The 15404-nt window shown below is 63.7% G+C and carries 16 protein-coding genes; 12 read left to right on the plus strand and 4 right to left on the minus strand.

Annotation, left to right across the window (positions count from 1 at the left end; all coding sequences use genetic code 11):
- Positions 1-38: 38 nt before the first annotated feature.
- Complete coding sequence (locus tag ABIB91_RS33955; protein WP_354171028.1) at positions 39-257, minus strand: DUF6894 family protein; 219 nt, start codon at positions 255-257, stop codon at positions 39-41.
- 130 nt (positions 258-387) lie between these two features.
- Between ABIB91_RS33955 and ABIB91_RS33960 the strand changes: the two genes are divergently transcribed.
- From ABIB91_RS33960 to ABIB91_RS34015, 12 genes are all read left to right on the plus strand, one after another.
- Positions 388-510, plus strand: a complete 123-nt coding sequence (locus tag ABIB91_RS33960; protein ID WP_007592920.1) for a hypothetical protein — start codon at positions 388-390, stop codon at positions 508-510.
- A 150-nt stretch (positions 511-660) separates the two neighbouring features.
- Complete coding sequence (coxB, locus tag ABIB91_RS33965; RefSeq protein ID WP_354171031.1) at positions 661-1635, plus strand: cytochrome c oxidase subunit II; 975 nt, start codon at positions 661-663, stop codon at positions 1633-1635.
- Positions 1636-1637: 2 nt separating this feature from the next.
- Positions 1638-3545, plus strand: a complete 1908-nt coding sequence (ctaD, locus tag ABIB91_RS33970; protein ID WP_354171057.1) for a cytochrome c oxidase subunit I — start codon at positions 1638-1640, stop codon at positions 3543-3545.
- Positions 3542-4141 (plus strand): cytochrome c oxidase subunit 3, encoded by a 600-nt coding sequence (locus tag ABIB91_RS33975; RefSeq protein WP_354171033.1) that lies wholly within the window; start codon positions 3542-3544, stop codon positions 4139-4141. Before ctaD ends, ABIB91_RS33975 begins: the two co-directional genes overlap by 4 nt.
- Positions 4138-4491: a hypothetical protein gene (locus ABIB91_RS33980; RefSeq protein ID WP_007592927.1), complete on the plus strand. Its 354-nt coding sequence runs from the start codon at positions 4138-4140 to the stop codon at positions 4489-4491. The genes ABIB91_RS33975 and ABIB91_RS33980 overlap by 4 nt, the downstream gene beginning before the upstream one ends.
- The gene (locus tag ABIB91_RS33985; RefSeq protein WP_354171035.1) at positions 4479-5399 is read left to right on the plus strand and encodes a cytochrome c oxidase assembly protein; all 921 of its coding nucleotides are present in this window, start codon (positions 4479-4481) and stop codon (positions 5397-5399) included. The genes ABIB91_RS33980 and ABIB91_RS33985 overlap by 13 nt, the downstream gene beginning before the upstream one ends.
- A 126-nt stretch (positions 5400-5525) precedes the next feature.
- Positions 5526-6263 carry a GlcG/HbpS family heme-binding protein gene (locus ABIB91_RS33990; RefSeq protein WP_354171037.1) on the plus strand — a complete coding sequence of 246 codons (738 nt, stop codon included), beginning with the start codon at positions 5526-5528 and terminating at the stop codon, positions 6261-6263.
- A gap of 108 nt (positions 6264-6371) precedes the next feature.
- A complete protein-coding gene (locus tag ABIB91_RS33995) occupies positions 6372-8228 on the plus strand; it encodes a methanol/ethanol family PQQ-dependent dehydrogenase (protein ID WP_354171039.1) in 1857 nt (618 codons plus the stop codon).
- On the plus strand, positions 8212-9051 hold the full coding sequence (locus ABIB91_RS34000; protein WP_354171041.1) for a substrate-binding domain-containing protein: 840 nt from the start codon (positions 8212-8214) through the stop codon (positions 9049-9051). Before ABIB91_RS33995 ends, ABIB91_RS34000 begins: the two co-directional genes overlap by 17 nt.
- A complete protein-coding gene (locus ABIB91_RS34005) occupies positions 9051-9686 on the plus strand; it encodes a c-type cytochrome (protein ID WP_354171043.1) in 636 nt (211 codons plus the stop codon). The genes ABIB91_RS34000 and ABIB91_RS34005 overlap by 1 nt, the downstream gene beginning before the upstream one ends.
- A gap of 19 nt (positions 9687-9705) precedes the next feature.
- A complete protein-coding gene (locus ABIB91_RS34010) occupies positions 9706-10074 on the plus strand; it encodes a c-type cytochrome (RefSeq protein ID WP_007592935.1) in 369 nt (122 codons plus the stop codon).
- A gap of 5 nt (positions 10075-10079) precedes the next feature.
- On the plus strand, positions 10080-12482 hold the full coding sequence (locus ABIB91_RS34015) for a glucose/quinate/shikimate family membrane-bound PQQ-dependent dehydrogenase (protein ID WP_354171045.1): 2403 nt from the start codon (positions 10080-10082) through the stop codon (positions 12480-12482).
- On the opposite strand, the gene ABIB91_RS34020 is transcribed toward ABIB91_RS34015, so the two are convergent.
- From ABIB91_RS34020 to ABIB91_RS34030, 3 genes are read right to left on the minus strand one after another with little or no spacing between them, the layout of a single operon-like run.
- Complete coding sequence (locus tag ABIB91_RS34020) at positions 12442-14268, minus strand: SDR family oxidoreductase (RefSeq protein WP_354171047.1); 1827 nt, start codon at positions 14266-14268, stop codon at positions 12442-12444. The two genes, ABIB91_RS34015 and ABIB91_RS34020, sit on opposite strands and share 41 nt — an antisense overlap.
- A 57-nt stretch (positions 14269-14325) precedes the next feature.
- A complete protein-coding gene (locus ABIB91_RS34025; RefSeq protein ID WP_354171049.1) occupies positions 14326-14778 on the minus strand; it encodes a hypothetical protein in 453 nt (150 codons plus the stop codon).
- Complete coding sequence (locus ABIB91_RS34030; protein ID WP_083869813.1) at positions 14750-14944, minus strand: hypothetical protein; 195 nt, start codon at positions 14942-14944, stop codon at positions 14750-14752. Before ABIB91_RS34030 ends, ABIB91_RS34025 begins: the two co-directional genes overlap by 29 nt.
- Between the last annotated feature and the right edge of the window lie 460 nt (positions 14945-15404).

Below are 15404 nucleotides of genomic sequence, written 5' to 3' on the forward strand. Positions count from 1 at the left end.
GTGATTCGATGCAATCTGTGCACCGTCTTGGATGGTCTTCAGTGCAGGACATCCAGGGGCACTTTCCCGATCTCCTCACCCTCCTCGTTCGTGACCAGGATGGAAAAATGACGATTCCTGAGTTCGGGACGCTCCGCAAGAAGTCTCCTCGCGATCTCCTCGGCAACATCCAGCGCCATGATGTCGTCGGGTAATTCAGCACCTCCCTCGTCTGCAACGGCCTTGGAGTCGACCAGATCGAAATGATAGCGCGGCACGTGAACCCTCAAATTCGTCGCAGGAGCGCGCGGTCTCGAGTCTTCGTTCCGGCGCTCGCATGTCAACCCCCGGCAGACCTGCAGGAACCCTCAGGCGCATCGCGGCATTGCTGCGTTTTGGAGCCAACAAATGCTTGGACAGCTGCGCGTGCTTGCCCAGCCGGGCGCGGTCATCGCCGGTCTCGCCGTCCTGCTGCTGATGGCCGCTGGCGACGCGGCGATCGTGATCGCCGTGAAGGGCTGGCCATTCTAGCCCGATGATCGATGTCGGACATGTCCTTCTTCGGCCAACTGTTCCGGTTAGCGCATAGGAACCTTTGTAGGCCTGCCCGGTTCCGCCTGTGAAGCGGAGTGCGACAAAGCGTCAATGCAGGTCTGGGTGCGAAGGGTTCTGGTGTTGTGCATGACCTGGCCGCTTGCTGCGTGCGCGGGCCAGCAGTCGGCGCTTGACCCTCAAGGGCTGCAGTCTGAGCAGATTCGGCATACGCTATTCATCTTCCTCATTGTCGCGGCGATCGTCTGGACCGCCGTCGTCATCGTTCTGGGCCTGGGGCTATTACGCCGGAAGCGCACAGCCGATCAGCCGCTGGACCTCCACCAGCCCTTCGAACAACGCTCCGGGCGCGTCGTCCTGGCGCTTGGGATTGCGACCACCGTCGTCGTGCTCGGTCTCTCCTTCGTCAGCTATGCCGGACAACGCACCGTCTTCGCCAAGGACGAGAATGCCCTCACGTTGAAGATCATCGGCCATCAATGGTGGTGGGAGGTTCGCTATGAAGCCGACAGTCCGCACCAGAGTTTCGTGACCGCCAACGAGATCCGGATCCCGACCGGCCAGCCGGTGAAAGTCGAGCTGGAATCCGCCGACGTGATCCACAGCTTCTGGGTGCCCAGCCTGACCGGCAAGATGGACTTGATCCCCGGGCAGAAGAACGAGCTGCAATTCACGGCGAAGAACGCGGGCATCTATCGCGGGCAATGCGCCGAGTTTTGCGGGATCCAGCACGCCCATATGGCGTTCGCCATGATCGCGATGTCGCCCGACGAGTTCGGGCGCTGGCGCGATCATGAAAACCAGAGCGCGAACAGCCCTACCGATCAACTCGGCAAGCAGGGTGAAGCTCTGTTCCGGGCGCGCGGCTGCGCACTGTGTCACAACATCAGCGGTACGATGGCCGGCGGGCAGCTGGGTCCGGACCTCACGCATATCGGCAGCCGCACGACGATCGCGGCGGGAACGTTGCCGAATACGTCGGCCACGCTCGGCGCCTGGATCGCCGATCCCCAGCACATCAAACCCGGCAATCTGATGCCGAAGATGCCGCTGCAATCGGACGAAATGATCGCGATCATTCATTATCTGGAGCAGCTCAAGTGAGCATGGCCGCTGAACCAAATGAGTTGCGGGACGACGTCCTGAACGGCCTGCAGCTTTCGATGCAGCTCGAGCGGGTGTGGCGCACGCCGTCTGGACTTGTCGGTGCGCTCATGTCGGTCGACCACAAGGTCGTTGGACGCCGCTACATCCTGACCGCATTCGCCTTCCTGCTTCTCGGCGGCATTCTCGCGATCCTGATGCGTGTTCAGCTTGCCGGGCCGGAGAAGACGTTTCTCTCCGCCGACAAGTACAATCAGGTCTTCACGATGCACGGCTCGACGATGATGTTCCTGTTCGCCGTCCCGGTCATGGAGGCGTTCGCCGTCTATCTGGTGCCGTTGATGGTCGGCACGCGTAACATCGCGTTTCCGCGCCTGAATGCCTTCAGCTATTGGATGTTTCTGTTCGGCGGTTGCTTTCTGTGGATCTCGTTCCTGTTCAACGTCGGTCCCGATGTCGGTTGGTTTTCGTACGTTCCCCTCTCGAGCCTGCAGTTCACACCGACGAAGCGGGCCGATGTCTGGGCGCAGATGATCACCTTTACCGAGGTCGCGGCGCTCGCAGTCGCCGTGGAGATCGTCGTCACCGTGTTCAAGCTCCGCGCGCCCGGCATGACGCTCGACCGCATTCCCCTGTTCGTCTGGGCCATGCTGGTGACGGCCTTCCTTGTGATGTTCGCGATGCCGTCGATCATGGTCGCATCGACGTCACTGATCCTTGATCGGCTCGTCAATACGCGCTTCTACGACTCCTCATCGGGTGGGCATCCCCTGCTCTGGCAGCATCTGTTCTGGTTCTTCGGCCATCCCGAGGTCTACATCATCTTCATCCCGGGTACGGGAATGGTCTCGGCGATCCTCGCGACATTCGCGCGGCGGCCGGTGATCGGCTATCCCGTCGTGATCCTCTCCTTGATCGCGACCGGCTTCCTGTCGTTCGGCCTCTGGGTCCACCACATGTTCGTCACGGGCCTGCCCCAACTCGGCGCGGCCCTCTTCACGGCCTCCAGCATGCTGATCGCGGTGCCGAGCGGGCTGCAGATTTTCTGCTGGCTGGCAACGCTCTGGGATGGACGTCCGGTGTACCGGACGCCGCTGCTGTTCGTGATCGGCTTCATCGTCATCTTCGTGCTCGGCGGGTTGTCCGGCGTGATGGTCGCCTCGGTGCCGATCGACACCCAGGTGCACGACACCTATTTCGTCGTGGCCCACTTCCATTATGTCCTGATCGGCGGCGCAGTCTTCCCGCTGGTCGGCGCGGTCTACTATTGGTTTCCCAAGATCGCAGGCCGCATGCTGAGCGAAAGACTCGGACGCTGGAATTTCTGGCTGGCCTTCATCGGCTTCAACGTCGCCTTCTTCCCGATGCACATCCTTGGGCTGATCGGAATGCCGCGCCGGGTCTACACCTATACCGCCGACATGGACTGGGCGCACCTGAACCTCGTGTCCAGCGGCGGTGCTCTCGTTTTCGCGTTTAGCTTCGCGATTCTTCTGGCCAATGTGATCTACAGCCTTCGCAAAGGCGCGCTTGCAGGCGACAATCCCTGGAATGCCTCGACGCTGGAATGGGCGACCTCGTCGCCGCCTCCGCCGCAGAACTTCGACCGCATTCCGGTTGTCAAGCACCGCGATCCGCTGTGGGCCGATAGCGAGAGCCTGTCTGTGGTCGCGGGTCTGAGTGCCCAGCGGCGCGAGGTCCTGCTGACCTCGCTTGCGGAAGCCGAGCCCCAGATCCGCGAGGCTTCGCCCGAGCCGAGCATCTGGCCCCTGCTCACAGCCATCGCAACGACGATCTTCTTCATCGGATCGATCTTCACGCCTTGGGCGGTGCTCTGGGGCACGCCACCGATGGCCGTGACTTTGATCGGCTGGTTCTGGCCGAGCGGCAGCAAGGAGGACGAGGAGTGAGGCAGACCATCGTCCGCGACGTCTCGGACCTGCCGACTTACGGCTACGGCCCGCGCAGTGGCCCGTGGTGGGGCGCCATGGGTTTCATGGCCCTCGAAGGCATGGGCTTTGCCGTTGCAATCGGCGCGTACCTTTATCTCTACGCAGTTAACCCGAGCTGGCCGATCGGAGCCTCCCCGCCGGATCTCTGGCCGGGGACGGTCGAGACCGTGATTTATGTGTTGAGCATCATTCCCAACGAGTTCACCAACCGCGCCGCGCACCGCCAGGATCTCGCGAAGGTGCGGATCGGTCTCATCGTGATGGCCCTGATCGGCATCGCGCTCCTAGTGCTGCGCGGCTTCGAGTTCGCACATCTCAACACCCGCTGGGACAATTCAGCCTACGGCTCGATCGTATGGCTCATTCTGGGGCTGCACACGACCCACCTTGCCACCGATGTCGGCGACACGGTCGTGCTGGCAGTGTTGATGTTCACGCGTCATGCGAAACCGCGCCGGTTCAGCGACGTGACCGACAACGTGTTTTATTGGAACTTCGTCGTGCTCGCCTGGCTGCCGCTCTATGTCTTGCTGGATTGGGTGCCACGCCTATGACCGCAACCGATCAACAATCCAGACTGCTCTACTGGGCCGGCGTTGCGCTTGGGCCCATCGCGTGGGGTATCAATTTGCAGGGCGCCTACGTGCTCGCGCACTTCTCCTGCGAACAGACCAGGATCAGCGGCACGATCATGAGTGCGGTTCTGGCTATCGTCGCCCTCGCAGGCACTGTCATATCGGCCCGCGCGGTTCGGCGCGGCGCGGGGGCTGAATGGGCCGATGCGCGGGGTGGCGGGCCACGAACGTTCATGGCCTGGCTTGGCGTCGGCTCCGGCGTGCTGTTTGCGTTGGTGATTGCGAACCAGTTCGCCGCCTCGCTCATGATCAGCCCATGCCTGCGCTGAGCCTTGCAGCACTGCTGCTTGCGCTGCTCGCGGGACCGGCCGCCGCGCACGGACTATCGGAGGTCGATCCCGGCTCGCTGTGGAGCTACGATCCCTGGCTCATGGCCCCGCTCTATGCCGTCGGTATCGCCTTCTATGTCGGAACGCAGCGGCTCTGGCATCATGCGGGCGGCGGCCACGGCGTCAGCTTCCGCCAGGTGGCCGCATTCTGGACCGGATGGCTGGTGGCCGCGCTCGCCGTGACCTCGCCGCTGCACTGGCTCGGCGAGCGTCTGTTCACCGCGCACATGGTCGAGCACGAACTCCTGATGGTGGTCGCGGCACCGCTGATGGCGTTCGCCCGGATCAATGGTCCGCTGCTGTGGAGCCTGCCGGCCCGGCTCCGCCCTGCGGCGGGTCGCGTGCTCAATCTGCCGATACTGGCGTGGCCGTGGCGGCTTGTGAGCCATCCGATGAGCGCGACCATCCTCCACGGCGCAGCACTCTGGGCCTGGCACGCACCGCCCTTGTATGCGTGGGCGCTCGAGAATACGGCGATCCATCGTCTCCAGCACATCAGCTTCTTTGCAACCGCGCTGTTGTTCTGGTGGGTGCTGCTGCATGGCCGCGGTCAGGGCCGTAGCACACGAATTCGCGATGGCATCGCTGTCGCTTGCCTGTTCATCACCATTCTGCATTCCGGCGTGCTCGGGGCCCTGCTGACCGTGTCGCCGCGGCTTTGGATCCCAGGCCAGGGCGCCCTCGCTGGCGAGTTCGGCCTTTCGACACTCGAGGATCAGCAACTCGCCGGCATCCTGATGTGGGTGCCCATGGGCATCCTCTATACCGGCGCGGCGTTGTTCTTCGCTCATCGGTGGTTGACCGCGAACGGCGGGAGGACGCGCCTGCTCCTTCAGCATCCGGGCTGAGCGACGCTGCATAGGAACCGCAACTTCTCTTCGAACGTTCGCCTGCCGACTGCGACACTCCACGGAGGCCACATGGAAAAACGATCGCTTATAGCGGCAACGGCTATCCTCACTGCGACATTCGTGATGCCTGCAGTCTTGAACGCGCAGGATCAACCCCGGCCGGGGGTGTCGTGCCCGGTCGACCATGACAAGCTCGCGGATATCCTCAAGAAGAGTGTCAAGCCGGGCGGCGGCCCGAGCAACGGAGGTCTCGACAACAACGAATGGGCTGCCGTCGTCAATCGGCAGGGCGTCGTCTGCGCAATTGCCTACAGCGGCGGCAAGGTCGACGACCAGTGGCTGGGCAGCCGGGCCATCGCGGCCGAGAAGGCCAACACGGCGAATGCATTCAGCCTGAAGGACAAGGCGATGGCGACGGCCAATCTCTATGCCGGTGCGCAGCCCGGCGGGTTCCTGTTCGGCGCGGCACTCGGCAACCCGCCGTCTCCGGAAGCCTTGTACACCGGATCTCCGGACAACTTCGGCACGGCCCAGGATCCGATGGTGGGCAAGCCGGTCGGCGGCACCATCGTGTTAGGAGGCGGGCTGGCGCTCTATGACGGCAACGGCGTGGCCGGGGCGCTGGGTGTGAGCGGTGACAGTTCCTGCGCGGATCACAATGTGGCCTGGCGCGTGCGTCACCAGCTCGGGCTCGACCGCGTGCCGGCCGGCGTCAGCCCCAACATGAAGGACGCGATCATCTTTGACATCGGACCTGACGGCAAAAGTCCGTCTGGATTTGGTCACCCGAAGTGTAACGGCAAGGAAGATCAGATCGCAGTCGACCTCGGCGCCGGCGTATCCGGCAACGTCGTGAGATAGCTCGTCGATCTCACCATTTTGGAACCAAGCGAAGGCGGAACGTTTGTAGGTTCGTAAACCGGCCTGCAACGCAGCACGGTCTCGTCACTGCCGTGGAGATCTTTACATATGTTAGTGCGTGGTCTCACGCGTTTGCTGGGCCTGTTTCCGGGCATCCTTTGTGCTCTTTGCGCCAGTTGCGCGGTGCTGTCGTCCGCGTCAGCACAGAGCGATCTCGCCAACCGCATGAAAGACCCGGCCCAGTGGCCGATGGCGGCGCGCGACTACGCCAACACGCGCTACAGCGAACTCGACCAGATCAACGCCTCCAATGCATCGCGGCTGCAGCTCGCATGGACGTTCTCGGTCGGCGCCGATCGCGGCCAGGAGGCGGCGCCGCTCGTGATCGACGGCACCATGTATGTGGTCGGCCCCTATGCGGGCCCCTACCCCAACCGTGTGTTCGCACTCGATGCCACGACCGGTGAATTGAAATGGTCCTATGCGCCGAAGCCGGAGCCCGCTGCCGCGGGCGTTGCCTGCTGCGACGTCGTCAATCGCGGACTCGCCTTCGACAATGGCAAGATTATCCTCAACACGCTCGATAACCATACCGTCGCCATCGATGCCAAGACCGGCAAAGAGCTCTGGCACACGAAGCTCGGCGAGATCAACAAGGGCGAGACCATCACGATGGCTCCCGTGGTGGTGAAGGGCAAGATCCTTGTCGGCAACAGCGGCGGCGAGATGGGCGTGCGCGGCTGGGTCACCGCACTCGACGAGACCACCGGCGCGATCACGTGGCGCGCCTATTCGACAGGTCCCGACAAGGACGTGCTGATCGGAGACGATTTCAAGCCGTACTACGACAGCCTGAAAGGCAAGGATCTCGGCGTGAAGACCTGGCCCGCCGACCGCTGGCAGATTGGTGGCGGCACAGTCTGGGGCTGGATCTCCTACGATCCCGAGCTGAACCTGATCTACTACGGCACGGCCAACCCTAGCCCCTGGAATGCGAACCAGCGCAGCGGCGACAATCTCTGGAGCACGACAATCTTTGCCCGCGATCCCGATACCGGTCGCGCTAAATGGGCCTACCAGATCAACCCGCACGATCTGTTCGACCACGACGAGATCAACGAGAACGTGCTCGTCGAGCTCGAACTGAACGGAAAGCCGCGCAAGGTTCTCATCCACCCCGGCCGCAACGGCTATATGTACGTCATGGACCGCGCCACCGGCGAGGTGATCTCGGCGGACGCGTATGACTTCGTCAACAGCTACAAGGGCGTCGATCTGAAGACCGGCAAGATTATCCCGAACGAGGAGAAGACGCCGCTTGTCGGCAAGACGGTCGAGAACATCTGCCCGAGCGCGCCGGGCGCCAAGGATTGGCAACCGACGGCGTGGTCGCCGCGCACAAAACTCCTCTATGTGCCCCATCAGCATCTCTGCATGAACTTCAAGGCTTCTCAAGTCGGCTACATCGCCGGGACGCCCTACGTCGGTGCAGACGTAGACATGTATGCCGGCCCCGGCGGCTATCGCGGCGAGTTCATGGCCTGGGACCCGATCGCGCGCAAGAAAGTCTGGGAGATTCACGAGAAGCTGCCGGTCTGGAGCGGCGCGCTGGTCACAGCAGGCGATGTCGCCTTCTACGGCACCATGGATCGCCTATTCAAGGCAGTGGATGCCAAGGACGGGCACGTGCTCTGGCAATTCCGTGCCGGCTCCGGCTTCATCGGCCAACCGATCTCCTATCGCGGCTCCGACGGACAGCAATACGTCGCGATCCTGTCGGGCGTCGGCGGCTGGCCGGGCGTCGTCGCCAATGCGGAGGTCGATCAGCGCGTGCGCAACGCCGCACTGGGCTTCACCGGCGCCACGCAGGATCTGCCCTTCTATACCGCGGGCGGGAGTGAGCTGCTGGTATTCAAGCTCGGCGGCGCGAATGGTGAGGACACCAGCCATGCGCCTTCGAAATAATCTGCCGGGCATCGCCCTGGGATTTCTCTTTGCGCTCGCGACCACAGCGGCGGCAGCGTCGGAGGGCGGGCTTCGCGTCTGTGCCGATCCCAACAATCTGCCGTTCTCCAACAGCGCCGAGGCCGGATTCGAGAACAAGCTTGCCGCCATGGTGGCCGCGCATTTCGGCGAGCAGGTCTATTACACCTGGTGGCCCCAGCGCCGCGGCTTCATCCGCAGCACGCTGAAGGCAGGCACATGCGACGTGGTGATGGGCGTGCCCGCCGGCTACGATCTCGTGGAGACGACGAAGCCATATTATCGTTCGACCTATGTCTTCGTCACGCGCCAGGACCGGCAGCTCGATCTCTCCTCTCTGGTCGACCCGCGCCTGCACGATCTGGCGATCGGGGTGCACCTGATCGGCGATGACGGCAACAATCCGCCGCCCGCGCAGGCGCTCGGTGACCAGGGCATCGTCGACAATGTCCGCGGCTATTCCATCTACGGCGACTATCGGGAAGCCAATCCGCCGGCGCGCCTGATCGAGGCGGTCGAGAGCGGCGCGATCGATGTCGCCGCCGCATGGGGGCCGCTGGGCGGTTATTTCGCGCAGCGCTCTCCGGTGCCGCTGACGGTTACGCCGATCAGGGATTACGAGCGCTTTGCGCCCCAGCAATTCCAGTTCGCCATCGCGATGGGCGTGCGCAAAGGCGACCACGCCCTGCGCGACCGACTCAATGCCTTCATCGACGAGCACCGATCCGAGATCAACGCCTTGCTGCGAAGCTACGGCGTACCTCTGGTCGAGCTGCCGGTCACTGCATCGGGAGGACATGAGTGATGTCTGGTCCAGTACTGCGCGCGAGCGCCCTATCGTTGCTGCTGGCGGTCGTGCCGAATGGCGCGGGGCTGGCCCAGCAGACTTTGCCGCAGTCGCAGGAGGCGCAGATGCCGACGCTGTCTCCCCGCCCGAATTTCGGTGGCAGCGTCGGCAATGGTAGGCCCGGCGTCTTCATGCAGGTCCCGGTCAGTCACCTCCATCCCGGCGCGCAGCCGGACCCGCCGCAAATCAAGAATCCTGTGCAGGGCGATCCCAATGCGGAGCAGCGCGGGATGACCTACTATGTCAACTTCAACTGCATCGGCTGCCACGCACCCAATGGCGGCGGCGGCATGGGTCCGGCACTGAGCAACAACAACTTTACTTACGGCTCGCAGCCCGAGAACATCTTTCTCTCGATTTACCAGGGGCGGCCGAACGGAATGCCAGCCTGGGGCGGCGTATTGCCCGACAGCGTGATCTGGGATCTCGTCACTTATATCGGTAAGATCAGCAACGAGCCGAGCCACCAATGCGGCCGCACCTTTTCTGCGAATCTGCCATCGCCCGAGGTCGAGCAAGTCCCGAGCGAGCAGGTCTCCACGACCGATCCCTGGTCTGCCACCAAGTCTTTCAATTTCGGCCAGAAGCCCTGACCGGCCGAGCGGAGCAGCAATGGCAAATCCGATCGCGAAATTGCTGGTCACTGCACTGCTGGCCACGACAGGCGCCGCCTGCAACGCTGCGGGCCCGGACAATTTCATGGGCGACGCGCGCCGTGGCGCCGACCTCGTCAAGCAGTACCACTGCGGCGGCTGTCACGATATTCCTGGTATCGCCGGCGCCGAAGGCAATGTCGGCCCACCCTTGCATCGGATCGGCACGCGAAGCTACATCGCCGGCTACATCCAGAACTCGCCAGACAACATGGCCGACTGGATCGAGGATCCACAGCGGGCGTTGCCGGGCAATGCCATGCCGCGAATGGGCATCCCGCAGAAGGACGCGCGGGACATCGCGGCGTTTCTCTATACGCTGAAGTGACCATCATGACATCGACGCATCGTTCAACGAACTGGTTCCGTGAGGCGCCATTGCTGGCCATCACCATTGTGGTCGTCGCCATCACGGGATTGGGCCTCCTGGCTGGCGGTGCCTGGCTCGCGGCCCTGGGTGGCTCGGTCTATTATCTGATCGCGGGCATCATGCTTCTGCTCACGAGTTGGCTGCTCGCGCGCCGTCGCGCCGAGGCGCTCTGGACCTATGCCGCGCTGCTGGCGGGAACGATGGCCTGGGCGATCTGGGAAGTGGGTTTCGATTTCTGGTCGCTGGCGCCGCGCGGCGATGTGCTCGTGCCGCTTGGCCTGTGGCTGATGCTGCCCTTCATTGCCTCCCGCCTGGCGCCTCGCTTGCGCGTAGCGCGATGGGCGCTTGGCCTTGTGTTGATAGCCGCAGCCATCGTCGTCGGCATTTCCTTGACGAGTGATCGCCGCGATCTTGCCGGCACGATACCTGAGGGCGAAACAACCGGGGCCATCGCGGCTCCCGAACCGGACCAGCCCGCTGCCGCCGGGCAGAACTGGACGGCCTACGGCGGCAGCGCCTTCGGTACGCGCTTCTCGTCGCTGAGCCAGATCACCAAGGACAACGTCGAGAAGCTCAAGCTCGCTTGGGAATTCCGCACCGGTGACCACAAGGGCCCTGATGACCCTGACGAGATCACCAACCAGGCAACGCCGCTCAAGGTCGGGGATCTCCTCTACACCTGCTCACCGCACCAGATCGTGTTTGCGCTCGAAGCCGCGACCGGAAGATTGCGCTGGAAGTTTGACCCGCAGGTCCAGCACAACAAGGCGTTCCAGCACATGACCTGCCGCGGCGTATCCTATCACGCGACCATGCCCGGCGCGGTAACTGCCGACGGCACGCCGGCGCCGAGCGATTGTGCGGCGCGCATTTTCGTCCCGACCAACGACGGACGGATGTTCGCGCTCGATGCGCAGAGCGGCTCGCCTTGCCAGAGTTTTGGCAACCAGGGACAGATCGATCTCAAGCAAGGCAGCGAGATCCAGACGCTCGGCTTTTACGAGGGCACCTCGCCGCCCGTCGTCACGGACAAGGTGCTGATCGTCGGCGGCGCGGTGATCGACAACTATTCCGATCGCGTGCCGTCGGGCGTGATACGCGGCTTCGACATCTATTCCGGACGGTTGATCTGGGCGTTCGATGCCGGCAACTCCGATCCGAACGAAATGCCTTCGGCCTCGCATCATTTTACAGCCGGTTCACCCAATTCGTGGAGCATTTCGGCGGTCGACGAGAAGCTCGGGCTCGTCTATGTCCCGCTCGGCTCGAGCTCTCCGGATATCTGGGGCGGCGGCCGTTCGCCTGAAAACGAGCGCTACGATTCGGCATTGATTGCGCTCGATGTCTCGACCGGAAAACTGCGTTGGTCGTTCCAGAATGTGCACCACGATCTCTGGGACATGGATATGCCGTCACAGCCCAGTCTGGTCGATTTGCACTCTAACGGCGGCGTGACGCCTGCGATCTACATCCCGGCCAAGACCGGCGACATCTTCGTGCTCGACCGCCGCGACGGGCGTCAGTTGGTGCCCGCACCGGAGAAGCCGGTGCCGCAGGGCGCCGCGAATGGAGATCGGCTATCGCCGACCCAGCCTTTTTCGGAATTGAGCTTCCGCCCCTCCGGCAAACTCACGGACGCGCAGATGTGGGGCAGCACGATGTTCGACCAGCTCGCCTGCCGGATCAAGTTCAAGCGCCTGCGCTATGAGGGGCCGTTCACGCCGCCGTCTGAACAAGGCACGCTGGTGTTTCCCGGAGACTTCGGCATGTTCGAATGGGGCGGCATCGCCGTCGATCCACAACGCCAGATCGCGATCGCGAACCCTCAATCGATTCCCTTCGTCTCGCGGCTCGTGGCGCGCGGGAAGGACAATCCGGCCGCGCCGAATGCGGCGCATCCACCAGGAACCGAGCTGGGTGTGCAGCCGATGTACGGCGCCCCCTACGGCGTTGATCTCGGCATTTTCCTCTCACCGCTCGGCATCCCCTGCCTTGCTCCGCCATGGGGCAACATCGCAGCGATCGATCTGAGGTCGCACAAAGTGGCCTGGCAACATCGCATCGGCACGATCCGCGATCAGGCCCCGCTGCCGCTGCCATTCAAGCTCGGCGTTCCCATGCTGGGCGGTCCGATCGTCACCGCGGGCGGCGTCATCTTCATCACGGGAACGATGGATGACTATATCCGCGCGTTCGACGTTCGCGATGGCAGACAGCTTTGGCAGGACCGCCTTCCTGCCGGCGGCCAGTCGACGCCGATGACCTATGAGGCCGGCGCCAAGCAATACGTCGTCACGGTCGACGGCGGCCACGGCTCGTTCGGAACTAAACTCGGCGATTACGTGCGGGCCTACGCGCTGCCCTGATCTGCCTCGGCAGGACTTGTTTGTGCTTGGCGACGCCTTGTCCGGATCTGCCGGCGCGACGCGCAACTGCTGAAGCCAGGAGAGCCACGCCCGCAGCTAGTCCCAGTACCGCGAGCCCCTGACTGATGACATCGGCAGGTGGAAGCTGCTTGCGTGACAGCCAACCGCCATCGACCGCCGTGCCCTGCGGACCAGCTTCGATCATGGTGCCCTCACTGCTCTTTGCGGGGCGCGCGCGCGACAGCAGGTAGCGGAAGGCGGCCCCCACCATGTTCTCGGTAATCTGCGGAGCCATCGCGTAGGCAATTTGGCCGGCACGAGCCGGCCAGCCCACGGCGACTTCGTCACGGGGTGCGCGAACGAGGCTCACGAACGTCTCGGCAACGTCCTCCGCCTGATACAGCAGCGGACCGGGATCGAGCGTTCGGCCGGACATGTTGGCGCCGTGGACGAAGCCCGGCGTGTCGACCATGGCCGGGAAGACACCGCAGACATGGATGTTGCGGTGAGCCCTGAGCTCCTGACGCAGGCTCGCGGTGAAGCCCCGCAGGCCGAACTTGCTCGCGGTATAGGCCGCAGCAAAGGGCGTCGGCGCCCAGCCGCCGAGCGAGACGTTGTTGATCAGGATGCCGCGGTTCTGGCGGAGAAAGATTGGAAGCACCGCGAAAGCGCCATGCATGGTGCCGAGGAGATTGACCTCGATCGTTCGGCGATGAAGCGCGATATCCGCGTCCTGATAGGCCCCGAAAACGCCGGTGCCGGCGTTGTTGATCCAGACGTCGATGCCGCCGAACGCGTCTTCGGCCTCTCGGGCCAGTCGCTGCACCGCCTCTGCATCGGTGACATCGGTCGGGATCGCCAATGCGCGGCCTCCGAGCGCCTCGCATTCGGCGGCGAGGCTCGTCAGGACTTCAGCACGGCGTGCCGCCAGGACCACGCTTGCGCCCTTGCCGGCGAAGGCCAGCGCCGTAGCACGCCCGATTCCGCTCGAGGCACCGGTTATGACGACGCGCGTGCCAGTCATTTGCCGCGGCTCAGATCCGGAGCCGCCCGCCGGAAGCAGCCAGTGCAGGGATCGCCGAAGGCGCTCGGTTCCGTTCGCTTCGAACCACTCGCCGTGCGCGAAAATCACCCTCTCCGGCGACAGCCGTACAAGCCGCTCGGCTGCGGACCGCACGGAGCGGCCGCCGAGGCGCAGCAGCAGCCGCAAATAGACCGGCGCCGTACCGTTCGGCTTGGAGATGCCGAGGAGGTTTGCCGCGGCCTCGTTTGGCGCGCTGAGATCATTGGGATCGAGATTTTGCACGAGATCCGTCAGGATCAGTGTCCGGCTGCGCTTGTCGAACAGCTCGATCTCGGAGAACATCGGAGCGTTCACCGAGACGGCTTCGAGGTCGGCCCTCCATTCCTCAGGCATCGCGTCTCCAAGCTCGCGGTCGATGCGGATGCGTGCCGCTCGGACTTGCCTGCGCGCCGAAAGGCCGCGCGCCGCGAAAATCGTCACCTGCGGCAGCTCCCTCTGCCACTCGGACAGGAACATCCAGTGCGCGATATTCGGCGCGAGCAAATACTTTATCGCGCCTAGCCGCTCCAACTCACCGCGGAGGGCCGGCGAATATCTCACCGGCGAATGCAGCACGAGATCGCCGTTCGACAGCCGAATGACGGTCATGCGCACCGGGAGTTTCAGACCGGCGGCGCTGATCGGCGCGTCGTCCACGACCCAGATATCGTCCGTCGCTCGCGACAGACGGGCCGTCGACAACGTGGAGTCGGAACTTTGCATGAGCGTCTTCCATCACAAGGCGTTTGCTCAAGCTTCGGGAGCGACGCTCGTTCCTCGCTAGGAGGCCCGAGCCTGCTTGCGGGCGTTGCGTCGGCGACGGCGCGCCGCGAGCCGTCCTCGCCCTCTCTCCGCCGGAATGTGTCGCGAGATCGCCGGTGCGAGCTCCGGCTCTGAGGGAGGTTGTTGGGCGGCAATCGGGGCTTGGTCCGGACGAGCTTCCATCAGATCAAGTACCGCGCGGCCCTTGTCCGTGATCCGCCACCCGCCATTTGTCCGATCGATCAGCCCTTGCGAAAAGATGTCCAGCCCCGGCACCCGCCCGGCAAGCCGCCGGGTGCGCTCGGTCCAGTCGCGACCGCTGGTCGCTAGAATGGCCATATCCCGCTTGAGATCCTCCATGACGGCGAACCCATCCGGGTAGCTCACCAGGATCTTGAGGACCGTCACTTGGAAATTCACCCCCGCCCCCACATGACCGTCGTCACATCGTCGGGACTTCTGAGAGAGCATTGCGGGCCGCTTGTTTGAGGCAATCCGCAGAGATGTCACCCCTGCTTGCAGTCTCCAGAAGCTTCGAGGCTACGCGGGTCCTGGCGCCGATCTCACAGCGTGGAACACCTTCACACACCTCATCGAGAACGGTGCGCAACAACGCCTTGGTCGCGGTATCGATCATGGAAAGCCCCAGCGGAAAGGTTCAGGGTAGAGCAACGGCTCCGGCCTGTGATTCAACATTGTTAATGATTTGAGAAATTCACGGGTCTGGCCACCCACCACCCTGGCGGTCTCGGGGTTGCCGAGTGCGCGACCTTCCTGCCTGGCATTGTGCGCGAGGTCGTGGAACCTCCCTCGCCAGCGGGCGGGCCGGATATTCCGACGGCGCAAGACCTGTCTCCGTCGATCGCGAGAATCGGATCATCCAGATCGCCCCCCGTGAAAACCATCACGCGCCTGCGGCGGATCACTCCGGGCCTGGTCTTTCAGCGGATCGCTAGGCGTGCCAGTCAGCATGGGTGATAGCAAACCGCGCAGTTTCGCGTCCTCGCGACGCGTTTCGCCCGAGCTTTGCTTGGTCATTCCACCCTCTTGTCCAAGAGGGCGCAGGGAAGGCCGGGTGCCGGCTGGCACCCGCGGTC

This window comes from Bradyrhizobium sp. JR4.3, assembly GCF_040547695.1.
GTDB classification, from domain to species: domain Bacteria; phylum Pseudomonadota; class Alphaproteobacteria; order Rhizobiales; family Xanthobacteraceae; genus Bradyrhizobium; species Bradyrhizobium canariense.